At 65.6% G+C, this 22,776-nt stretch carries 20 protein-coding genes; 10 read left to right on the top strand and 10 right to left on the bottom strand.

Translation table 11 applies throughout. The features are described 5' to 3' along the window. Positions 1-2: 2 nt before the first annotated feature. On the top strand, positions 3-755 hold the full coding sequence (locus NTV05_07260; protein MCX6544200.1) for a succinate dehydrogenase/fumarate reductase iron-sulfur subunit: 753 nt from the start codon (positions 3-5) through the stop codon (positions 753-755). On the opposite strand, the gene NTV05_07255 is transcribed toward NTV05_07260, so the two are convergent. The 5 genes from NTV05_07255 to iadA all read right to left on the bottom strand — a co-directional run bounded on the left by NTV05_07255 (position 752) and on the right by iadA (position 6,058). Next, positions 752-1,426, bottom strand: coding sequence for a lysophospholipid acyltransferase family protein (locus NTV05_07255; GenBank protein MCX6544199.1), 675 nt, complete (start codon positions 1,424-1,426; stop codon positions 752-754). The two genes, NTV05_07260 and NTV05_07255, sit on opposite strands and share 4 nt — an antisense overlap. A gap of 4 nt (positions 1,427-1,430) precedes the next feature. Beyond that, positions 1,431-2,291, bottom strand: coding sequence for a CAP domain-containing protein (locus NTV05_07250; GenBank protein ID MCX6544198.1), 861 nt, complete (start codon positions 2,289-2,291; stop codon positions 1,431-1,433). Positions 2,292-2,308: 17 nt separating this feature from the next. Further along, positions 2,309-3,307 carry a DUF362 domain-containing protein gene (locus NTV05_07245; protein ID MCX6544197.1) on the bottom strand — a complete coding sequence of 333 codons (999 nt, stop codon included), beginning with the start codon at positions 3,305-3,307 and terminating at the stop codon, positions 2,309-2,311. A gap of 141 nt (positions 3,308-3,448) precedes the next feature. Continuing rightward, positions 3,449-4,834 (bottom strand): hypothetical protein, encoded by a 1,386-nt coding sequence (locus NTV05_07240; protein ID MCX6544196.1) that lies wholly within the window; start codon positions 4,832-4,834, stop codon positions 3,449-3,451. Between the two features lie 48 nt (positions 4,835-4,882). Next, entirely contained in the window at positions 4,883-6,058 is a 1,176-nt protein-coding gene (iadA, locus tag NTV05_07235) for a beta-aspartyl-peptidase (GenBank protein MCX6544195.1), read from the bottom strand. Positions 6,059-6,261: 203 nt separating this feature from the next. Between iadA and NTV05_07230 the strand changes: the two genes are divergently transcribed. The 4 genes from NTV05_07230 to NTV05_07215 all read left to right on the top strand — a co-directional run bounded on the left by NTV05_07230 (position 6,262) and on the right by NTV05_07215 (position 11,874). Beyond that, positions 6,262-7,728, top strand: a complete 1,467-nt coding sequence (locus tag NTV05_07230; GenBank protein MCX6544194.1) for a TolC family protein — start codon at positions 6,262-6,264, stop codon at positions 7,726-7,728. Further along, the gene (locus NTV05_07225) at positions 7,728-8,945 is read left to right on the top strand and encodes an HlyD family secretion protein (protein ID MCX6544193.1); all 1,218 of its coding nucleotides are present in this window, start codon (positions 7,728-7,730) and stop codon (positions 8,943-8,945) included. The genes NTV05_07230 and NTV05_07225 overlap by 1 nt, the downstream gene beginning before the upstream one ends. Positions 8,946-9,069: 124 nt before the next feature. Further along, entirely contained in the window at positions 9,070-10,674 is a 1,605-nt protein-coding gene (locus NTV05_07220) for a DHA2 family efflux MFS transporter permease subunit (protein ID MCX6544192.1), read from the top strand. A gap of 264 nt (positions 10,675-10,938) precedes the next feature. Then, positions 10,939-11,874 (top strand): pirin family protein, encoded by a 936-nt coding sequence (locus tag NTV05_07215; protein MCX6544191.1) that lies wholly within the window; start codon positions 10,939-10,941, stop codon positions 11,872-11,874. Between the two features lie 82 nt (positions 11,875-11,956). Here NTV05_07215 and NTV05_07210 read toward each other — a convergent pair whose 3' ends face one another. Next, positions 11,957-12,907 (bottom strand): malate dehydrogenase, encoded by a 951-nt coding sequence (locus NTV05_07210; GenBank protein MCX6544190.1) that lies wholly within the window; start codon positions 12,905-12,907, stop codon positions 11,957-11,959. Positions 12,908-13,068: 161 nt separating this feature from the next. On the opposite strand from NTV05_07210, the gene kdsB reads away from it, so the two are divergent. The 5 genes from kdsB to NTV05_07185 all read left to right on the top strand — a co-directional run bounded on the left by kdsB (position 13,069) and on the right by NTV05_07185 (position 18,693). Further along, positions 13,069-13,854 (top strand): 3-deoxy-manno-octulosonate cytidylyltransferase, encoded by a 786-nt coding sequence (kdsB, locus tag NTV05_07205; GenBank protein MCX6544189.1) that lies wholly within the window; start codon positions 13,069-13,071, stop codon positions 13,852-13,854. 8 nt (positions 13,855-13,862) lie between these two features. Next, on the top strand, positions 13,863-15,515 hold the full coding sequence (locus NTV05_07200) for a CTP synthase (GenBank protein ID MCX6544188.1): 1,653 nt from the start codon (positions 13,863-13,865) through the stop codon (positions 15,513-15,515). Positions 15,516-15,677: 162 nt separating this feature from the next. Further along, complete coding sequence (kdsA, locus tag NTV05_07195; protein ID MCX6544187.1) at positions 15,678-16,514, top strand: 3-deoxy-8-phosphooctulonate synthase; 837 nt, start codon at positions 15,678-15,680, stop codon at positions 16,512-16,514. Continuing rightward, the gene (locus NTV05_07190) at positions 16,511-17,470 is read left to right on the top strand and encodes a KpsF/GutQ family sugar-phosphate isomerase (GenBank protein MCX6544186.1); all 960 of its coding nucleotides are present in this window, start codon (positions 16,511-16,513) and stop codon (positions 17,468-17,470) included. Before kdsA ends, NTV05_07190 begins: the two co-directional genes overlap by 4 nt. Then, complete coding sequence (locus NTV05_07185) at positions 17,470-18,693, top strand: tetratricopeptide repeat protein (protein ID MCX6544185.1); 1,224 nt, start codon at positions 17,470-17,472, stop codon at positions 18,691-18,693. Before NTV05_07190 ends, NTV05_07185 begins: the two co-directional genes overlap by 1 nt. On the opposite strand, the gene coaE is transcribed toward NTV05_07185, so the two are convergent. From coaE to NTV05_07165, 4 genes are read right to left on the bottom strand one after another with little or no spacing between them, the layout of a single operon-like run. After that, positions 18,671-19,276 (bottom strand): dephospho-CoA kinase, encoded by a 606-nt coding sequence (gene coaE / locus NTV05_07180; protein ID MCX6544184.1) that lies wholly within the window; start codon positions 19,274-19,276, stop codon positions 18,671-18,673. The two genes, NTV05_07185 and coaE, sit on opposite strands and share 23 nt — an antisense overlap. Before the next feature lie 6 nt (positions 19,277-19,282). Further along, positions 19,283-20,212 carry a bifunctional 5,10-methylenetetrahydrofolate dehydrogenase/5,10-methenyltetrahydrofolate cyclohydrolase gene (locus tag NTV05_07175; GenBank protein MCX6544183.1) on the bottom strand — a complete coding sequence of 310 codons (930 nt, stop codon included), beginning with the start codon at positions 20,210-20,212 and terminating at the stop codon, positions 19,283-19,285. Between the two features lie 24 nt (positions 20,213-20,236). Continuing rightward, entirely contained in the window at positions 20,237-21,259 is a 1,023-nt protein-coding gene (locus NTV05_07170; protein ID MCX6544182.1) for a potassium channel protein, read from the bottom strand. 16 nt (positions 21,260-21,275) lie between these two features. After that, positions 21,276-22,772, bottom strand: a complete 1,497-nt coding sequence (locus tag NTV05_07165; protein ID MCX6544181.1) for an amino acid permease — start codon at positions 22,770-22,772, stop codon at positions 21,276-21,278. Positions 22,773-22,776: the final 4 nt, after the last annotated feature.

The raw sequence follows: 22,776 nt of genomic DNA, 5'->3' as shown, positions 1-22,776 counted from the left end.
CCATGGACACGATGACCCTTCATCTGCTGGTGTGGCGCCAGCCCACAGCCACAAATCCTGGCCGCATGGTCCCGTACACGGCCGAGCACGTTTCGCCCGACATGTCGTTTCTCGAGATGCTGGATGTGGTCAACGAGGGCCTCATCAAGAAGAGCGAACCGCCCATCGTGTTCGACAATGATTGCCGCGAGGGCATCTGCGGCATGTGCAGCCTCGTCATCAACGGCGTTCCGCACGGGCCCGATCGCGGGTCGACGGTATGCCAGCTCCACATGCGCAAGTTCAAGAATGGCGACACCATCACCATCGAGCCGTGGCGCGCGAAGCCCTTCCCCGTTCAGAAGGATCTGGTGGTGGACCGGGGGGCGCTCGACCGGCTGATTGCCGCCGGCGGTTACGTGTCGGTCAGCACGGGCGGCGCGGCGGATGCCAGCGCGATCCCGGTGCAACGCGATCACGCCGAGACGGCGATGGACGCTGCGGCCTGTATTGGCTGCGGGGCGTGCGTGGCGGCCTGCAAGAACGCGTCGGCGGCGCTGTTTGTCGGCGCCAAGATTTCCCAGCTGGCGCTGCTGCCGCAGGGGCATCCCGAGCGGGCCTCACGCGTGCGATCGATGGTCGCGCTGATGGACGAGATCGGGTTCGGCAACTGTTCGAACGAAGCCGAATGTGAGGCCGTCTGCCCGAAGGACGTCTCCATCTCGAACATCGCGCGCATGCGCCGCGAGTACATCCGGGCGCTGCTCGTCGGCTAGTCACCGTTGCGTGACGCGGCCCGTGCCTTCTCCCTGGCGCGCCGGGTGCGCGGCGATCCGCCGACAATCGCCCGCCGGCCAGCCGGCGTAACCGGAACGCAATCCCGTATCTGCTTGAGCAACCGCGCAGCCAGGGCGGTCGGGTCCTCACCGGGACTCGGTTGCCCCCCGGCCGGCGCCATTAATCGGACTCTCACGCGCGGCCGCCGGGGCCAGCGCACGTAGTCGGTCGTGCCATCAACCGCGCACAACACGACTTGCGCCTCAGGACACCTCGCCGCAAGCACACCGATGCCGCTGCGGGCCCGCACCGGTTCCCCCCGCGACAGGCCGCCTTCCGGAAAAATCGCGACCGCTTCACCCGCCGACAACGCGTCAACAGCCCGATCCAGCGCAGCCGAATCTCCGGCGCCACGGGTGACCGGAAGCTGTCTCAAAAGATTCAGCGCCGATCCAAGGCCGGGGATGCGCCAGAGGTTGGATCGCGCGAGGAAGCGCAGCCGGCGTCTGGGTTTGATCGCCAGCCCAACCACCACCGGATCCCATTGGCTGTCGTGATTGGGCACCACCAGAAGGGGCCCGCCCTCCGGGACACACTCGAGCCCATCGACTCGAAGTCTCCCCCACCACGCGACGGGACGAAGCAACCATGCAGCGAAGTCGTAGAACATGACGTTACGAACCGTCCCAGATGAGGAGGATGCAGACGATATAGGCGCCAGCGGGATACTCGCGACTGCGGATGAAGACGCTGCCGATGCCGCCCTGGCCGAAGCCCGCGACCTCCTGCTCACGGATGGACGCCGCCAGCTGATCGAGATCCGGGCCGGTGATGAAACGGGTCGAGGTGCGCGTGGCGCCGGCAGGCAGCCCCGGCACATCTCGCCCGTCGGCTTTCGCTTCAACCAGTTCGCGGGCGGTCCGGTTGAGATCATCGCTCAGCACGACCGGGCCCAAGCGTGCCTTGGCCCTCGCCTCGTTGAGCGCACCGAGCATCATGGCCCGGACGTCTGCACGCGCGGCGGGCGTGAGGCTCCTGATGAAATCCTCGGTGACGAAGTACATTCCACGTCTTCCGATCGCGACGCCGATCCCGATCGCATCGAACGCCGGATTGAGGATGTTGTCCCGATGGGGAGGACTATCCATGAAGGACTGGTGAATGAGCCTGGCCAGGAACGTGTTGCCTCGACCCACGTTTTCGCCGTTCATGACGAAGGTGAGCCCCGCGCTGATCAACCGCTGAGAGAAGGACGCCCCGCTCTCCGATTCGTGTGACAGAACATCGCGCCTGGCCATGTCCGCGCTATGCGCACGGGCCAGTTCGGTCAGTTCCGGCAGCGCGCGAACGGCCGGCACATTCCTGGCGGCGCGCGCCGCATTGAGCGCCTCAAGAAGTCCACGTTCGATCTCGGCGGTCGAGGGCACCGTGATCTGCATCTGTCGAGCGACACCGTCGCGCACAAGCCCGCCGGACGGCACGAGGCACAAGGCGGCCGTCAACACCACGCTGCAGATCACGACACACGGCGTCATCGCGTCCCGGGCGCCCTCTACCCCTCGGCGAGGATGGGCCTGAGGGTGTCGGCCATGGCCTTGCTGTCGGCATCGCCCGTCACCAGGTCAATCGCGTCCGCACTCGCCACGCCGAGTTTCAGGTCGACAGCACGCGCGATCTGTTCCTGCTCGAAGATCTTACGGCCCATGATCGCCTGATTGGCCCCCAGCGACTTGAGCACCGCGACGCCGACCGCGTCAACCGCGACGCGATCGTCACCGGCGATCATCACGTTGCCCGCCTTCAACTCGCCTCGCGAGGGTCCGCCGTCGGTGAACGCGGCCACGCCATCCAGCACGATGAGGTTCGGTCTGTAGCCGGTGTTGAGCTCGGCAATCATCCGACGCATGTCGGGCGACCGATGCATGCCCCGCCGGATCGACTTGGGCGTCAGCCCGACGGCGAGCTTGAGCGACATGCTGAACACGCCGCCAGACCCGTGCGTCTTGAGGCAGCAGGTCGATACCGTGTACTCGGCATCGACGATCAGGCGCGGCAGAGTGAACCCTTCGGACCAGTGGGAGCCGGCCGCCGGAAACGTCACCCAGTCCTTCTCGGTGTTCTGCTCGTAGTCCACGATGTCGAAGCGGAACTGCTTGGCGAGATCGAACGTGCCCTTCTTCTCCATGACGCCCTGGGTCTGCGGAGGCCCGCTCGATTCGCCCAGCGTCACGCCGCGGGCGTTCAGCGCGTGCAGTTCCGTCACGAGCTGGGACAGCGTGTCGTTGTGCGTCGATCCGGGCGTGTCATCGGCCGAATTGAAGTTCGGCTTGATGACGACCTTCTTGCCCTTGACGGCCTTCAGGTTCAGCAACTTGAGGACGTCGGTCACGCCCCGTTTCCGATCGGTGGTCCTGACGATCGCCACCCGGCTGCGACGAGGTCCCAGCACCTGCGCCAACCCCGAGGTGCCAAGGGCCGGCAGGAGCGCCATGCCTGATGTCACGACGCGGATGAAATCACGCCTGTCGAGGTCGCTAGCCAGCCGTACCATACGTCCTCCGGATAGGGGGTCGGGACGAATCAGTGTCGGCATGCTTTTCTCGTTACAGAATCGCAACGGGCGCTCACGCCAACAGACAGAACCATAGAATTGTAATCTGAACGAGACCTTGTCGATGAATCGTCACGACCTCTACTCCCAGCGGAACAGGAGCACAGGGGGGATGAGCAGCAGAAAACTCAGCACGGTCAGAATCAGCATCAGCGGGAAGAACCATCTCGCCCACCGTTCCCACGGAATCTTCCCCGCTCCGAGCACGCCCATGGTGACAGCGCTGGTCGGCAGGATCGGATTGATGAATTCGCACAACTGGTAGGCATAGACCGCCGTCTGCCGTGTAATCCCAACCAGATCCGCCAGCGGCGCCATGATGGGCATGGTCAGGGCGGCCTGCGCCGTGCCGGAGTGGATGAAGAAATTGATCACGCACTGGATGAGGAACATCACCTGCGCGATCACGCCGACCGGCAGGAGCGACAGTGTGCCGGACGCCGCGTAGAGCATCGTGTCGAGAATCTTCGCTTCCTGCGCGATGACGAGTAATGCACGGGCGCACGCGACGATAAAGACCACGCCGACCATGTCCCTGGCGCCCGCGACGAAGGTGCGGGCAATCCGGCTTGGCCCGAGGCCGCCAACCAGTCCGATCACGATCCCCATCCCGAGAAACAGCACGGCAATCTGGTCGATGTACCACTGCCACTTGAGCACGCCCACGACGAGCAGCACCATCGAGGCGACGAAGAGGGACAGCGCGGCGACATGCCTGGCATCCCACCCGGCATCGGCCACACCGTGTGAAGCGACAGCCTCGCGCTGGAGATCGAGATCACGCACCGGGCTCAGTTCGGGATTCCGCTTGACCCGCCGCGCGTACCACACGACGTACGCAATCGTCACCGCGGTGCCGATCACCCACGACACCAGACGGTACCCGAGCCCGGAGTACAGCGGGATTCCCGCGATGCTCTGCGAGATGCCGACCGTGAAGGGATTGAAGAAGGCGGCCGCAAAGCCGGCAGCGGCGCCGAGGAACGGGATCGACACGCCCACGATCGAGTCGTAGCCGAGGCGGCGCGCCAGCGGGATGAAGATCATCACAAACGGAATGACCTCTTCGGACATGCCGAACACGGAGCCGCCCAGCGAGAAGATCGTCATCAGCAGCGGAATCAGAATCCACTCGAGATACGGCCGGGCGCTGATGGCATCGGTCAGCCGATGGATGCCTGATTCGACGGCTCCCGTCTCCTGGAAGATCGCGAAACTGCCGCCAATCACCAGCAGGAAGCAGATGAGCAGGGCGCCGTCCATGAATCCCTTGATCGGCGATTCGAGCACCATCTGCGGCCCGAGGTACACCTTGGGCACCTCGCGGTAGGTTCCCGCCACGGTGATGTTTCGCGTCCCCTCGCTCGTCTGCACCTTGACGCGCTGGTACTCCCCGGAGGGGACGACCCACGAGACCGCGACCACCAGGATGACCAGCACCATCACCAGCACAAGCGTGTGAGGCATCACCAGCCGGGCGAACAGCGGGGGCGAACAGCGGCGTTCTCTCAGTCGTCATACGTCAGGCCATTCAAACGTCCCCTTCACCAGCACGTGCCGGTCCCGCATCAGCCAGCGTCCCTTCGCGATCGTGCCGCAGATCGCGAGATCGCCCGGATCGAGCAGGACGATGTCCGCGTCAGCACCTGCCGCCAGAGCCCCTTTCCCGCTGAGTTTCAGGATGCGCGCCGGCGTCGAGGTCACGACCTGCAGCGCAATCTCGAGGGGGACCCGCTCGCTGCGCACGGCGTCGCGAACCTCGGCGAACAGGCTCGTCACCCGCCCGATCTCGAGGCGCCGCAACCGCCCCTGCGCGTCGAAATCCGGCAGGCTGCCCTGTCCATCCGACGTAAACGTGATATGTGAGACGTCGACGCCAGCCTCGATCATGGCGCGCAGGCCGGCGCTGCACTTCACCTCGCCCTCGGCAAGGAACGCGGGAACCGTTGACGTGGTCAGATCCACCAGGCCGCCGGACTTCGCATACGCGATCCCCTCCTCGAAGAGGGTCGGATTCCGGTTGATGTGGGTGGGCAGAAACTGCCTGATCGGAATCTCGGTCTCCTCCACCACACGCCGGATGAGCGCGAGACCCCGCGGCCCGTCCCCCATGTGCACGTTGACGATGCCCGCTTTGCCCGAGAGCATCCCGCCCCGGCGGGCCTCGGCGGCCAGGCGCGCGAACTGATCAAAGGTCGGCTGCGAGGATCGGTGATCGGACAGGGCCACTTCGCCGACGCCGATGATCTTGTCGACGAGCAGCAGATCGCGCTCGATACTTCCCGTCAGCGTATACACCGGCACGGCGTAATGGCCCGTGTAGATGAAGGTGCTGATGCCTTCCGCTTCGAGGCCCCTCGCCTTGGCGAGCAACCCGGCGAGGCTGCGCGTCACGCCGTCGGTTCCGAGGCATCCGACGACCGTCGTCACGCCTCCGCGCACGGCATCGGAGAGCGGCATCTCAGGCGTGCGAGTCGCGTACCCGCCCTCCCCGCCGCCGCCCGTCACGTGGACGTGCCCATCAATCAGGCCCGGCACCGCGATGAATCCTCCCGCATCCACCACATCGCAGTACTCGTCGGGGATTCGGATGTCGGGCTCCACGCGCACGATGCGTCCGCCCGCCACGAGGATGTCGCCACGACCGATCTGCGCAGGCGCGTAGATGTCGGCGTTCTTGAGCAGTAACACGGGTTCCCTCAGTGGAAGGGGTCGGACCGAAATATTGTCGCTGTGGATCTCTCGCGACAAGATTGTAGTCGCCCCGAGTGATTCCCTAGAAGACGACAGAATTGTAATCCGAACGAGACCTTGCCGATAATTCGTCCCGACCCCACATTTCCACGATTCTCGGATACGATCCGAAGATTGTCTGTTTGAGGGAGTACCCACCTATGACTCGTCTGTTCCGCGTGATTCTTCCGGCGACGTGGTCGCTGTTTGCGCTGGTGACACCGGCCGCGGCCCAGACCGGTCCGCCCGAGGCTCCGCGCGATACCGGCGCCAGCCTGGCCGCGATCTCGCCCGCGAGCATCGCTGCCGGGCTCGGCGCTTCTCCGCTGGCCGGCGGCGTCCCGACCGGAGCGGTCGCTCCCGGACGCATGCGGCTCTCGCTGCACGACGCGCTCGCGCGAGGCCTCGCGCACAATCTCGCCGCTGTCCTGGGCGAGCAGCGCGTCAAGTCGGCAGATGCCGCCAGGTGGGCGGCCTGGAGCGGACTGCTGCCGACGGTGTCGGCCTCCCTGATGCAGGCCACCGAACAGATCAACCTGGAAGCGTTTGGGATTCCGGTCGCGCCTGGTCAATCCCCGATTGTCGGGCCGTTCGATATTTCGGATCGCCGGCTGTCAGTGACGCAGACGTTGTTCAGTTACGGCGCGATCGAATCTGCCCGCAGCGGCAACGCCATCAAGGCGGCCGCCGCCTACGCCAACCAGGACGTACGCGACCAGGTCGTCGTCGTGGTCGCGGGAATGTACCTGCAACTGGTCTCGACCCAGAGCCGAATCGAAGCCGCGCGGGCGCAGTTGAGCACCGCCCAGGCGCTCTACGACCGGGCCGTCGCGCTGAAACAGGCCGGCATGGCCGCCGGCGTCGAGACGATTCGGGCGCAGGTGCAAGTGGAGAACCAGCGTCAGCGCGTGATCTATTTCGAGAACGAGTTCGCGAAACAGAAGTTGCAGCTTGCGCGCGCCATCGGGCTCCCTCTCCGGCAGGAGTACGATCTGTCTGATCGATTTCCCTACGCCGCACTCGACAATCTGTCTCCGACCGAGGCGATCTCGAGAGCCATGGCGGCACGTGCCGACTACAAGAGCGCAGTGGAGCTGCTGAAGGCGGCCGAGTTCTCGCGCCAGGCCGCTTATGGCAGTCTGCTTCCAACGCTGGGTCTCGCCGCCGATGTCGGCAATATCGGCCAGCAGTGGGGGTCGGCGCTGCGGACCTATTCTCTAGTCGCGTCGATCTCCGTCCCGATCTTCCAGGCGGGCCGAGAACGAAGCCGCATTCTGGCGGCGACGGCATCGTTACGGCAGGAACGGGCGCAACTCGCGGATCTGGCGGCGCGCATCGAGTATGAGGTCCGCGCTGCCCTGCTCGACGTTGACGCCGCCGGCCAGCGCGTCAAGGTCGCCCAGGGGGCGTCCGAACTGGCGGCCCTGCAACTGACACAAGCCCAGGATCGGTTCTCGGCCGGTATTGCCAGTCATGTCGAGGTGGTGCAGGCCCAGGAAGCGGTCGCGACAGCCAGCGACAACCTGATTTCGAGCCAGTTCGCGCACAGTCTCGCCAAAGGCGCTCTCGCGCGCGCCCTTGGGATTGCGGAAGCGTCGGTGGAGCGCTTTCTTGGAGGACAGCAGTAATGGCGTTCATGAATGAGAATCCCCGGGCGCGGGCCGCCGTGATCGGGGTCGTCGTGGTCGGCGCGCTGGTGGGCATCCTGGCGTTCTGGTACTACAGCGGACGGGAATCCACCGACAATGCCCAGGTCGACGGACACATCACGCCGCTCGCGGCGAGGGTTGGCGGCACGGTGCTCGCCGTCAACATTCACGAGAACCAGTTGGTGGAAGCCGGCGCGGTCCTCGTCACGATCGACTCGCGTGATTACGAGGTCGCCCTGGCGCGCGCGCAGGCGGATCTTGCGGATGCGACGGCCGCGCTTGATGCCGCGCGATCGGGTGTCCCCATCACGATGACGACAACGTCGAGTCAGTTGACCACGGCGCGGACGGCCGTGGAGCGCTCGCAGACCGGCATTGACATCGCCGGAAAGGACATCGAGTCGGCGCGGGCGCGACGGGCGTCCGCCCAGGCCAGAGTGCGGGAAGCCCGAGCGAATCAGGCTCGCGCCGCCAAGGACCTGGAGCGCATGAAGCCGCTCGTCGCGAAGGACGAGATATCGCAACAGCAGTTCGACCTGGCCGCAACCGCTGCCGAAGCCGCGGCGGCCAACACGGAGGCCGCCATGGCCGCTCTGGCCGACGCCGAACAGGCTGTCCTGGCTGCCGAAGGGCGCCGGGCGCAGGCGCTTCAGCAGACCCAGCAGGTTCAGGCCGACTTGCGCACCGCCCAGACGGCTCCGGAGCAAGTCACGGTCATCAAGGCGCGCGCCGCGTCGGCCGAGGCTCGCGTGGCCCAGGCGACGGCCGCGCTGCACCAGGCCGAGTTCAACCTCCAGTACACCCAAGTGAAGGCGCCGGTTCGAGGCTACGTGAGCAAGAAGTCGGTTGAACCGGGTCAGGTGATCCAGGCCGGCCAGCCGCTGTGCGCGGTGGTGGCGCTTGACGACATCTGGATCATGGCCAACTTCAAGGAAACGCAGCTAAACGATGTTCGGCCCGGTCAGCGCGCAATCATTCACGTCGACATGTACGGCCAGGATTTCCCCGCCAAGGTGGACAGCCTTTCGGCGGCGACGGGCGCCAGGTTCAGCCTGCTGCCTCCCGAGAATGCCACGGGCAATTTCGTCAAGGTCGTGCAGCGAATTCCGGTAAAGATTCTGCTCGACCAGCCCCCCACGCCCGATCGCGTGCTGCGACCGGGCATGTCGGTCACCGCAACGATCTTGACTCGCTGAATCGTTCGATGCATGACGTGGGCGTCGAACATATTCCCTCAGGACTCAGTGCTGAGCGAGCGTTTATGACAGGATCGCCTCACACGATGCGCAACCGTAACCGCGAGTCGAAGCGCTGACCCCGATGAGCGTCGATTCCCCGACTGCGTCGTTCCAGGGTGGCGCCGGCTCCAGCGGCGACGGCGGCGATGTCCATCCCTGGCTCCAGGCATTGGCGGTGATGGCCGGCACGTTCATGGTCGTGCTCGACAGCACGGTCGTCAACGTGTCGCTGCCCCACATCGCGGGCAGTCTGTCGGCCAGCATTGAGGAATCCACCTGGGCGCTGACGACGTACCTGGCCGCCAACGCCGTGATCCTGCCCATCACGGGCTGGCTGGCCAGCTTCTTCGGGCGCAAGCGGCTGCTGCTGCTGTCGGTGGTCGGCTTCACGGTCACGTCGGTGCTCTGTGGGCTCGCGCAGTCGCTCGGCTTCCTGATTGCCTGCCGCATCATCCAGGGAGCGACCGGCGGCGTGATGCAGCCGTTGTCACAGGCCATCATGCTGGAGGCGTTCCCCCCCCGGAAGCGCGGACAAGCCATGGCCTTCTGGGGGATCGGCATCGTCGTCGCGCCGATTCTGGGACCGCTGCTTGGCGGATGGCTCACCGAGAATCTCAGCTGGCGATGGGTCTTCTATATCAACGTGCCGGTTGGCGTTGCGGCCTTCTTCATGGTCGAGGCGTTTATCTTCGACCCGCCGTACATCCGCCGGCTGTCGTCGCGCGTGGACTGGTGGGGCCTGACGCTGCTCGGGATCGGGATCGCGGCGCTTCAGATCGCGCTCGATCAAGGCCAGAAGGAGGATTGGCTCTCCTCGAGTTGGATCGTCGTGCTGCTGGTCGTCGCAGCAGCGGGGTTGATCGGCCTGATCATCCGCGAACTGCTGGTCTCCAACCCCGTCGTCGACTTCCGGATTTTCAAGGAGCGCACATTCACGGCCGGCGTGCTGCTGATGACGCTGCTCGGATTCGTCCTCTACGGCAGCCTGGTCATCATGCCGGTGATGTTGCAGACGCTGCTCGGCTATTCGGCGGTGGCCGCCGGCAACGCCATGGCTCCTCGGGGTGTCGGCACGCTGCTGGTGATGCCGTTTGTGGGCATCCTGATCGGCCGTCTTGACCCGCGGAAGATCCTGGCCGCGGGGTTCATCCTGACCGGCGTCACGTTCTTCTGGCTGGGCCAGTTGAACATGGACGTCGGCTATTGGGACATTTTCTGGCCACAGGTGTTCCAGGGCGTGGGTCTCGGCATGCTGTTCACGCCGCTGGCGACGGTGTCGATGGATCGCATCTCGCGCGAACACATGGGCAACGCGACCAGCCTGTTCAACCTGATGCGGAACATCGGCGGGGGCGTGGGTATCGCCGTCGTGCAGACGCTGCTGGCCCGCCAGCGCCAGACGCACACCAGCGTGCTGGTCGCGCACGTCACTGGCTACGATGTGGGCTCGCAGCAGTTTCTCGCGGGCCTGACATCCGCGTTTGTCGCGCGTGGATCCGACGCCGCGACGGCCGTCCAACGGAGCTACGGCGCCGCGTTCGGGATGGTGCAGCGGCAAGCGGCCATGATGGCGTTTATCGACATCTTCTGGATAATGGGACTGGTGTTCATCGCCCTGCTCCCGCTGATTCTCCTCATGCGCCGGCCAGCCCACCATGGGCCCGGCCCGATTGCAGCGCCCGAGTAGCCGACCGCCCGAGCCCGCCCCTGGGCCGGCGAGATGGCCACTCCCGGAGTGATTACAGTTTTGTAATTACTCCCGGAGTGATTGGCCGGTCGCTAATTACTCCCGGAGTGATTACAGTTTTGTAATTACTCCGGGAGTGATTACCCAGTCCCTAATTACTCCGGGAGTGATTGTTCTCTGCCAGGGATCCGATCGGCGGGGGATCGCGTCCGAATAGTGCGGGGGTGGCGGTGGGCGGGTGGGTCCGGATTTGCGGGAGCAGACATGTCAATTCGACCAATCAAGCGGCTCATGAAGTCCAGGCCGACGATTGAAGGAGCCGGCGTGCGTCTGCGGCGCGGCTTCGGGTTTGGCGACACCGAGACGTACGACCCTTTCCTCCTGTTCGACGACTTTCGAGGCGACGATCCGGACGACTACCTGGCGGGGTTTCCCTGGCATCCCCACCGTGGCATCGAGACCATCACCTACGTGCTCGCGGGTGCGGTTGAACATGGCGACAGCCTTGGCAACAAAGGTTCGCTCGGCCCCGGCGACGTCCAGTGGATGACGGCCGGCAGCGGCATCATTCATCAGGAGATGCCGCGCGGCGACGTGCAGGGCCGGATGCACGGGTTTCAGCTCTGGGCAAATCTCCCGTCGTCTCTGAAGATGACCGCCCCGCGGTATCAGGACATCAGGGCGAATCAGATCCCTGAGGTGACCGACGACGATGGCACGCGCGTGAGAGTGGTGTGCGGCACCTTCCGGGGCGTGAGCGGGCCCGTCGATCGCGTGGCGGCCGAGCCGCAGTATCTCGATGTGTGGGTGCCCCCAGGACTGGATCGCCGGCTGGCGGTCGAAACAACGCGCCATGCCTTCGCGTACGTCTTCGAAGGATCTGGCCGCTTCGGGCACGCGTCAGAACCGCAGCCAGTTCCGACCGAACGAGTTGGCCGGCAGGCGCCGGGCGGCATCGAGTTCGCCGACAACCGTTCGCTCGTGCTGTTCGATTCCGGCGATGAGGTGGCTGTGCGGGCAGGAGACCAGGGAGTCCGCTTTCTGCTCGTGTCTGGCGCGCCGCTGCAGGAACCGGTGGCATGGCGCGGCCCGATCGTAATGAACACGCAGGACGAGTTACGGACGGCATTCGAGGAGTACCAGAACGGGACGTTTCTCAAGCACGGGCAGGCGGCGGCAAGACAATCACTCCGGGAGTGATCATTCTCGACACGCCGACGCCCGGGGAACCGAACGGTTCGCCCGGGCGTCATGATATGCGAGCGTTTCCGAGAGGCCCGTGCTACTTCGCTGCCAGGACCTCGTTGGCGGTCTTCTTGACGGCCTCGACCGACTTCGCGAACGCGGCTTTCTCGGCCTCGGTCAAATCGAGTTCGATGATCTTCTCGACGCCGTTTCTGCCCAGAACGACCGGTACGCCCACAAACAGGCCCTTGACGCCGTACTCGCCCTCGAGCAGCACGCAGGAGGCGACAATTTTCTTCTTGTCGTAGACAATCGCTTCCACCATCTCCATGGCGGCGATTGCGGGTGACCAGAACGCCGAGACGCCAATCAGTCCGACGATTTCGCCGCCCGCCTTGCGCGTGCGGGCCTCGATCGCGCTCAGGGTCTTCTCGTCCACGAACTTCTCCACCGGCATCCCGCCCACGCGGCAGCAACTCCGGATGGGCACCATGTCGTCGCCGTGGCCGCCGAGCACCAGCGCCTCGACGCTCTCGACCGACACGCCCGCGGCCTGCGCCACGAAGTAGCGATAGCGCGCCGAATCCAGCGCCCCGGCCATGCCCATCAGCTTGTGCTTGGGAGGGTTCAGCTTCTGGTTCAGCCTGAACACGATCGCATCGAGCGGATTGGCGATCGAGATGACGATGGCGTTCGGGCAGAACTTCCTGACGGCCTCGGCGACCGCATCGGTAATCTGCAGGTTGACGGCGAGCAGCTCTTCCCGGCTGGGGTAGGTTCCATCGGGCCGGACGGAGCGCGGCACACCGGCCGTATTGACGATGAGGTCGGCGTCCTGCAGGACGTCATATTCCTTGCCCGCGACGAACTTCACGTCGCTGTCGATCATGGGCGTGCCTTCCGCGATATCGAGACACTTGCCCTTGGCAACGTCGGGACCTTTGACGTCCACGAGCGCCACCGTCGCCGCCAACCTGCGCTGGAACAGTTCCTGAGCCAGCACGCCGCCGATATTTCCGCCGCCGATGAGTCCGATCTTCTTGAGCATCGTACGAGTCCTTCCCGGGGGGCGGGCCAAAGCCTGTGTATGTCCACACAACTCGACAGCGAGTGATTATATCGCAAGCCCCACGGCATCCACGACGTCAATCGGCGCCAGGCAGGGCGGCGAACCGCCGACCGTGCGCGCTCCTCATGCTATGATTCGCCGTGCACCCTTCGGCGCCCCGCGACGCTGCCCCGCCCCACGCCAATCCGCAGGTTTCGGTCATCATCCCGGCCCGCTACGCTTCCACCCGGCTTCCCGGCAAGCCGCTGGCCGACATCGGCGGTCAGACGATGATCGAACGCGTGTACCGGAGGGCGGCGGCGGCCCATGGTGTCTCGCGGGTCGTGGTGGCCACCGACGACGACCGGATCGTCGGCGAGGTCCGGGCGTTCGGCGGCGAGGCGGTGATGACCAGTCCAGCCCACCAGAGCGGCACGGACCGGATTGCGGAAGTCGCCCGCCAGCTGGAGTCCGACCTCATCGTCAACGCGCAGGGCGACGAGCCTCTGCTCGCGCCCGAGGCGATCGAGCAGGCCCTCGCGCCCATGATCGCGGATGCGTCGATCGTGATGGCGACGCTTGGCGCCTCCCTCGACCAGGAACGGGATTTCGCCAACCCGAATGTCGTCAAGGTGCTGGTTGACGGCCACGGCTTCGCCATCTATTTTTCCCGAGCCGCGGTGCCGTTTCGCCGCCAGGAGACGGCGCTCGGCCCGTCGGTCCTGAAGCACATCGGGTTGTATGTCTACCGCCGCCCATTCCTGCTCGCGCTGGCCGCGCTTCCCCGCACGCCATTGGAACAGGCGGAATCGCTGGAGCAGCTGCGGGCGATCGAACACGGCTACCGCATCAAGGTTGTCCACACCCCCTATCAATCCGTCTCGGTCGACACTCCCGAGGATCTCGAGCGCGTCCGCCGGCTGGCAGCGGACGAACGGCTCACGTGAGAGACGCCATGGAACGAAATCAGCGGCCACCAGTCAAGTACATCTTCGTCACCGGCGGCGTGGTGTCGTCGCTGGGCAAAGGGCTGGCGGCGGCCTCAATCGGCTGCCTGCTCGAAGGACATGGCTATCGGGTCACGCTCCAGAAGCTTGATCCGTATATCAACGTCGATCCGGGCACGATGAGCCCGTACCAGCACGGCGAGGTCTATGTCACCGACGACGGCGCCGAGGCCGATCTTGATCTGGGGCATTACGAGCGGTTCACCAACACGCGAACCACGCGCAACCACAACTGGACCACGGGGCGCGTCTACATGTCGGTGATTCAGAAGGAGCGGCGCGGCGATTATCTGGGACGCACGATCCAGGTAATTCCGCACATCACCAACGAGATCAAGCAGTGCGTCGAGGGCGTCGCCAAGGACGTTGACGTGGTCATCGTCGAGATCGGCGGCACCGTCGGCGACATCGAAAGCCAGCCCTTTCTCGAGGCCATCAGGCAGCTTCGGCAGGATGTCGGCCGCGAGAACACGCTGTACGTCCACTTGACGCTCGTGCCCTTCATCGGGACAGCCGGCGAACTGAAGACCAAGCCGACGCAGCACAGCGTGCGCGACCTCCGGTCACTGGGCATCCAGCCCGACATTCTGCTCTGCCGCACGGACCGCGCCCTGCCGGGCGACATCAAGCGCAAGATCGCGCTCTTCTGCGACGTCGCCGAAGAGGCCGTGATCACGGCGCGGGACGTGGACAGCATCTACGAGGTGCCGCTGGCGTTTGCCGACGAGGGGCTCGATCGAATCGTGCTGAAGTATCTGCACCTGCCGCAGACCGAGAAGAACATGACCGCGTGGGAGGATCTGGTCGGCCGGATCAAGCACCCCGAGCGCGACATCGCGATCCACGTGGTGGGCAAGTACGTCGAGCTGACCGATTCATACAAGAGCCTCAATGAAGCGCTGTACCACGGCGGGTTCGCCCATCGCGCGCGTGTCAGGTTCCACTGGGTTGAGGCCGAGGCGCTCGAACGTGACGGCGGCGAACATCTGCTCGATGACGCCGATGGCATCCTCGTGCCCGGGGGATTCGGCATCCGTGGCACCCGCGGCATGATGCGGGCGGCCCGCATCAGTCGCGAACGCCGCATTCCGTATTTCGGGATCTGCTACGGGTTCCAGTGGGCGGCTGTGGATTTTGCCCGGACCGTGTGCGGCCTGGAAGGCGCCGATTCAACGGAGTGCGACGAGCAGGCCCCGCACAAAGTGATCTACAAACTGCGGGACCTGCTGGGCATCGATGAGCTCGGCGGCACGATGCGGCTCGGGCAGTACCCCTGCGAGATCGTGCCGGGCTCTCTCGCCCACCGTATCTACGGCACCACAACGATCTCGGAGCGCCATCGGCATCGCTACGAGTTCAACAGGTTGTACGAACAGATCCTCGTGGACCACGGCGCGCGCATCTCGGGCAAATCGCCCGACGGCAAGTTTGTCGAAATCCTGGAGCTTCCCGATCACCCGTGGTTTGTGGCGGTGCAATTCCACCCCGAGTTCCTCTCGAGACCGCTGCGCCCGCATCCGCTGTTTGCCAGCTTCGTTGAGGCGAGCCTCGCGCACCAGACGCAGCGTGTGAACGCCCGCCGGGCAGAATCAGTTGTGTGAGGGAAGGACTCGTCACCCTGGCGCAAGCCAGGGTCCAGAGAGGTACACGGCTGTCCGCCTCCGCGCGAAGCGCTATGGCGAGACCTCGACGAAGCCCAACGAGCGAAGTCGGGGATTCCGGCTTTCGCCGGAATGACGGAAGAGGGCACTATAATATCCATCGTGACACCGGTAAACCTTGGTTCCGTGACGATCGGCGGCGGGGGTCCGCTGGTTCTGGTCGGCGGCCCGTGCGTGATCGAGAGCGAGGCGCACGCCGTCAGTCTGGGCTCGGCCATCGCGGCGATCGCCAGCCGCTGCGGCGTCCCGTACATTTTCAAGGCGTCGTTCGACAAGGCCAACCGAACGTCGCTGCGCTCGTTTCGAGGCCCCGGGCTCGACGACGGCCTGCGCGTCCTCGCCGCAGTCAAGACCGCGATCGGCGTGCCCGTGCTGACCGACATCCATGAGCCGTGGCAGGCGGCGCGGGCGGCGGAGGTGGCAGACGTGCTGCAGATTCCCGCCTTCCTGTGCCGGCAGACCGATCTGCTGCTGGCGGCGGCCCGCACGGGAAAGGCGGTCAACATCAAGAAGGGCCAGTTCCTCTCGCCGCACGACGTGCGGCATGCCATCGAGAAGATTACGTCGACGGGCAATCGTCAGATCGTCGTGACCGAACGCGGCGCGTCGTTCGGCTACAACAATCTGGTGGTGGACATGCGATCGTTTCCGATCCTCAGGGGCTTCGGGTTCCCGGTCGTGTTCGATGTCACGCACAGCCTGCAACTGCCGGGCGGCGGCGACGGCGTGACCGCCGGGCAGGCGCAATATATCGACACGTTGGCGCCGGCCGGCGTGGCCGCGGGCATCGACGGCGTATTTCTCGAGATCCACGAGCATCCGGCCGCTGCGAAGAGCGACGCGCAGAATGCGCTGGCGCTTGACGCGCTGGAACCGCTACTCCGCCTGCTGGTCGGTATCGACACGCTGCGCCGCGGGTGGGATGGGAGCCGGCCGTGACGATTGACCTGGATCTGGCGCGCAAGGTCCTCACCATCGAAGCCTCGGCGGTGCTCGGCCTGGTCGACCGGGTTGACGACCGATTCTCGCAGGCCGTGTCCCTGCTTTACCAGTGCCAGGGCCGAGTCATCCTCACGGGCATGGGCAAGTCGGGCATCATCGCGCGGAAGATCGCGGCCACCTTCACGAGCACGGGCACGCCAGCGTTCTTTCTCCATCCGGCAGAGGCCGTGCATGGCGACCTGGGCGTGGTTCAGAGCCAGGACGTCATCGTGGCGCTGTCGCACACAGGAGAAACGGCCGAGCTGCTGCGGCTGCTCGAGACCATCCGCCGGATTGGCGCCAAACTCGTGGCGATGACCGGGTCGCCCGTGTCGACGCTCGGGCGCGCCTCGGATATCGTGCTCGACTGCGGAGTGAGCGGGGAGGCCTGCCCGCTCAATCTCGCGCCGACGGCCAGCACGACGGCGGCGCTCGCGATGGGCGACGCGCTCGCGATGGTGTTGCTGGTGGCCAAAGGGTTCCGGCAGGAGGATTTCCAGTACCTCCATCCGGGCGGCGGGCTTGGCAAGCGGCTGATGCGGGCCGAGGCGCTGATGCACACGGGGGCGCAGACGCCGGTGGTGCCGCTGGACGCGCCGATGTCGGTTGTGCTGGCCGAAATCTCGGGCAAGCGGCTTGGCATGACCTGCGTCACCAGCGCGGATGGACGCCTGGCCGGCATCATCACTGACGGCGACATCCGGCGTCACCTGATTGATGGCGGCCTGCTCCAGCGGCGGGCGGCGGACGTGATGACGGCGGCGCCTGTGGCCATCGAGCGGTCGCTTCTGGCCGTGGAGGCGCTCGCCATGATGGAACGGAGCAAGATCACCTCACTCGTGGTCGTCGACGCGGATGGCAGAGTGGAGGGCGTGCTGCACCTGCACGACCTCTGGCGCACGCAGATGTTCTGATGGAATCCTACACAACGTTCCTTGCGGCGCTCGTCGCTTTGCTCATCGGTCTTGCGGCCGGCAAGGCCTGGGAGCGCTACAAGCTGCGTGAGGGCCGCTGGATCGATCGGCGGAAAGCGCGCGAGTCGCCCCACTACATTCTCGGGCTCAATTTCCTGGTCGCCAACCAGATCGACCGCGCGATCGACGAATTGAGCCGGGCGGCCCGCCTGCAGCCGGATGCGCTCGAGATCGAGATGATCCTGGGCAACCTGCATCGCGAGAAAGGGCAGGTGGGCAGGGCGATCACGATCCACCAGGCCTTGCTGCAGCGGCCCAAGCTCACACATCTCGAGCACGCGTACATCCTGCTCTGTCTCGGCCTGGACTATAAACGGGGCGGCTTCGTCGATCGCGCCCTCGAGGCGTTCCACGAGGTGCTTCGGCTGGATCCGCAGAATCCGTACGCGCTGGTGAACCTCGAGAAGCTGCACGAAGAGCAGCACCAGTGGCACGACGCGCGCGACGTGCGCCAGCGCCTCATCGCCGTGACTGACGAATCCGAACAGCCGCGTCACCAGCAGATCCTGGCGTTTCTCGAGAACGAGATGGGCCGCGACAAACTCAAGCAGCTCGACTACGCCGCGGCGGCTGAGCACTTTCTGTCGGCGATCAACCTGGATGAGCGGGTGATCCCGGCTCACCTGAGCCTGGGTGACGTGCGGTTCTCGGATGGGAACTTCGCCGCTGCCGAGGCCGCCTGGGATCGGGTCGCGGAAGTGGCGCCGGAGCGCGCGTACCTGGCGTTCGAACGTCTCGAGTCGCTGCTGTTGACGCAGCCCGACTCGCCGCGGTTCCAGGCGCTCTGCCAGCGGCTGATCGCGGCCAATCCGCAGGACTGGCGTGCGCACACGGCGCTGGCTCGACACCTGCTTCGACGCGGTTCTGGCCACGAGGCTCTGGAGCTGCTGTTCGAAGCGCTGTCACACAGCCCCCACGCCATCAAGGTCCATCAGGACATCTGGCACACCCTGGTCGCCCTGGGGCTCGATGCGTCGCTGGTCACCCGCTACATCGAGCTCACGCGGCAGTCCGTCTTCTATCTGGATCCGCACGTCTGCCAGCGATGCCACTACCGGAGCACCGAACTGCTCTGGCAGTGCCCGCATTGTCACGAGTGGGATTCGTTTGTCGAGGATCGGATCGCACCGGCGCAGGAAGTCAAGCCCCCGCATCCCGCATGAGCGCGCGCCAGACCTCCGTGGTCCGGTTGCGTGTATCGTCGAGCGTGCCATCGGTCCAGATGACATAGCTGGCGCGCTGGATTTTCTCGTCGAGCGGGATCTGCGCGGCCACGCGCTGCCGCACCTCCGACTCGGGCAGCTTCGACCTCCGCATCACCCGCCGGATCTGGGCCTCCGGCGCGCAGGCCACAACGAGAATCCTGTCGAAGTCGGCGGCTTTGCCACTCTCGAACAACAGCTGGATCTCCGCCACCGCCATCACGCTGCCTCGCCCCGCCTGTGCGGCCATCCACGCCTGAATGGTCCGGTAGACGTCCGGGTGGATGATGGCTTCGAGATCCCGCCTCGCCTGATCGTCGCCAAACACGATCCGACCGAGCTCGCGGCGGTCGATGTTGCCGTCGGGAAGCAGCACCCGCTCGCCGAACCGCATTCGGACGGCGGCCGCGCCTGCCGTGCCCCTGGCCATCACCGAATGTGCGACCGGATCGGCATCGAGCACCGGCACTCTGAGTTCGGCCAGGGTGACGAGCACCGCGCTCTTGCCCGTGCCGATTCCGCCGGTCATCGCGACGCGCAGCATCGAGCGCTACCTGACTGAGCGAGCCTCGGCGGCCCGCACGGTGTTGGCGAGGAGCAGGGCGATCGTCAGCGGCCCGACGCCGCCCGGCACGGGTGTCAACGCGCCGGCCACCTCAGCGACGGCAGGATGCACATCGCCGACAACAAGCGATCCGTTTCTCGTGAATGCCGCACGCCTCGGCGATTCCGGCGCAAACAGCGCCTCGACCAGCGCGGGGTCGGTCACCTGCGTCGTACCGACATCGACGACGACGGCGCCAGGCTTGATGAAATCGCGCGTCACAAACGCCGGCTTGCCAATCGCCGCGACGAGAATGTCGGCCGTTCGCGCGATTCCCGGCAGGTCGCGCGTCCGCGAGTGACAGATCGTGACGGTCGCGTGGCGGTGCAGCAGCATCAGGGCCATCGGCTTTCCCACGATGTCGCTGCGGCCGATGACGACTGCGTGCGCGCCCTTGATGGGCACGCCGTAGCGTTCGAGGATCTCGATGACGCCGGTGGGGGTGCAGGCAGCGAGGCCGCCGCGGTTCTGCACGAGCCGCCCGACATTGACGGTGGTAAATCCGTCCACGTCCTTCGCCGGATCGATCGCGTCAACGACGCGGATCTCAGCATCCTCGCCCATGCCCTCCGGGAGCGGCGACTGGACCAGGACCCCGTCGATGTCGTTCCGGCCGTTGAGACGAACGACCACATCGAGGACGTCCTGCACCGGGCTGTCGGCTTCGACGCGGATCAGTTCGGCATGAAGGCCGATCTCCTCGGCCTTTTTCACCTTGTTCCGCACGTAGATCTCGGAAGCCGGATCGTGGCCAGCCAGCACGATGCCCAAGCCTGGCGGCCGACCCATCGCGGCCGTGATGGCCGCGATCCGGGGCCTGAGCTCGTCCCGAATCGAGGCAGCGACCGAGGTCCCATCGAGGATGCGCGCGGCCATCGTGGACGTTCCTCCCCGGATCAATCAAGCGGCCTGCGCCGCGACCGCTTCGAGTTCGCGAAGTCCGTCGGTGCGGCCGAGCACGACCAGCTGGTCTCCAGCCTGCATCACCGCGTCCGCCGGAGGGTTGAACTCCATTCGTCCGGCCCGGCGCTGGATCCCCACCACGATGAGGCCGAACCGCTGACGCACATTGGCCTCCATAATCGTCTTGCCGACCAGCCCGCTGTCGTCGGCGATGGTGACCTGTTCGATGGCGAGTTCGAGGTTGCCGGATCGAGTCGCGAGTTCGAAGAAGTCGACAACGGCAGGGCGGAGCGCCGTCTGCGCGAGTTCCCGCGCGCCGATCCGGTACGGCGACACGACTCGGTTGGCGCCCGCGCGCAGAAGCTTACGCTCAGCGTCCTCGGTCTCGGCCCGGCCGATGATGTACAGATCCGGCCGGATGTCGCGGGCGGCCATCACGGCGTACACGTTCTCGGCGTCGGTCCCGACCGCGGCGATCAATCCCCGTGCCCTGTCGATGCCCACGCGCCTCAGCACGTCATCGCTGCTCGCGTCGGCCAGCACCGCGAGACCGTGCTGTTCGATGACCTCGTGCACGCGTTCCGGATCGCGTTCGATGACCACGAAGGGCACGTGCTGCCGGCGGAATTCCTCGGCGATGGTGCTGCCGATCCGGCCGTACCCGCACACAATGAAGTGATCGCGCAGTTGTTCGAGCATACGCTGCCGCCGCCGGCGCTCAAGGCGCTGGTGCAGCCCTCCCTCGACCACGAGTGACGCCAGCAGCGCGAACGCGTAGAACGCCGTCCCGACGCCAGCGACGATCACGCAGACCGTAAAGACCTGGCCCGCCCGCGTAAGCGGATGCACTTCCCCGAACCCGACCGTCGTGATGGTCGTCGCGGTCATGTAGAACCCGTCCCACAGGGACCAGCCTTCGAGAACCGCGTAGCCTATCGTCCCGCCGATCAGCACCGCAAGCAAAAGGGCGACGGCCAGCCACGGCCCGCGGACCCGGCTGAACCAGTCGCCCTTCGACATACCACACGCCCGCAGTCTAGCCCTTGGCGCCGGCCGCGAGCCGCTTGCTCAGCTCGCTGTGGCGGCGGCCATACCCGAAGTAGATGGCGATGCCGATGATCATCCACACGATCAGCCGCTCCCAGGTGGGCAGCGGCAGGCTGGCCATCAGCGCCAGCGACACAAGCGCCGACAGGATCGGCACCAGCGGCACGAACGGCGTGCGGAACGGCGCGATGACGTCGGGCCGGTTTTTCCGGAGGAAGATGATCCCGAGCGACACGATGACGAAGGCCAGCAGCGTCCCGACGCTCACCAGTTCGCCCAGGATGCTGATCTTCGTGAACCCCGCGGCGAGCGCCACGGCGACGCCCGTCACGATGGTCGTGATGTGCGGCGTGCGGAATCGCGGGTGGATCTTCTTTGCCCAGGCCGGCAGCAGCCCATCGTGGGCCATTGAGTAGAAGATGCGCGGCTGGCCGAGCATCATCACCACCATCACCGAGCTCAAGCCGGCAATGGCGCCGAGCTTCACCATGAACGGCAGCATGTCGATGAACCACGCCCAGCCCGTCCCCTGCGCCTGCACCCTCGCGGCGTCGATCGCGACCGCCATCGGTGCCGGCACGCCCAACTGCGTGTAGGGCACGAGGCCGACCATGACGAGCGACACGGCAATGTAGAGCACCGTGCAGATGACCAGTGATCCCAGAATCCCGATCGGCATGTCGCGCCGCGGGTTCTTCGCTTCCTGCGCGGCCGTCGACACGGCATCAAACCCGATGTACGCGAAGAAGATCACGCCGGCTCCCCGGGCGATGCCACTCCACCCGAAGTAGCCGAACTCCCCGGTGTTGGCCGGGATAAACGGCGTCCAGTTCGCCTTGTTCACGAACGCGGCGCCGGCAATGATGACCAGGATCACCACGGCGACCTTGATAATGACGATGACGGAGTTGACGTCGGCGGATTCCTTGATCCCGACAATCAGGAGCATCGTCACGGCGATCGTGATGAGGACGGCCGGCAGATTGAAGACCGCCGTCACCGACGTGCCATCCACGAGCGTGACGACAGTCCCGGGCGCCGCACTCAGAGCGGCGGGAAACTGGATGCCGAAATCGTGGAGGAAGCTGACCACATAGCCCGACCAGCCGACAGCCACCGTGGCCGCGCCGAGGGCATATTCGAGGATCAGGTCCCACCCGATGATCCAGGCGAAGAACTCGCCCAGCGTCGCGTAACCGTACGTGTACGCCGAGCCCGCGATCGGCACACTCGACGCGAATTCCGCGTAGCACAGGCCCGCCAACGCACTGGCCACTCCGGCCAGCACCATCGACAGCACGATCGCCGGCCCGGCGTACTGCGCGGCCGCCTGCCCGGTCAGGACGAAGATGCCCGTCCCGATAATCGCGCCAATGCCAAGGGTAATGAGGTTGACGGGTCCGAGCACGCGCTTCAGGCTATGCTCACCGGTCTCGGCCGCCTCGGCCCTCAACTGCTCCATCGACTTGCATGACCACATCGACATCAGA

Source organism: Acidobacteriota bacterium (genome assembly GCA_026393755.1).
Taxonomy (GTDB): Bacteria; Acidobacteriota; Vicinamibacteria; order Vicinamibacterales; family JAKQTR01; genus JBAXOX01.
This window is presented reverse-complemented; position numbering and strand designations above follow the sequence as displayed.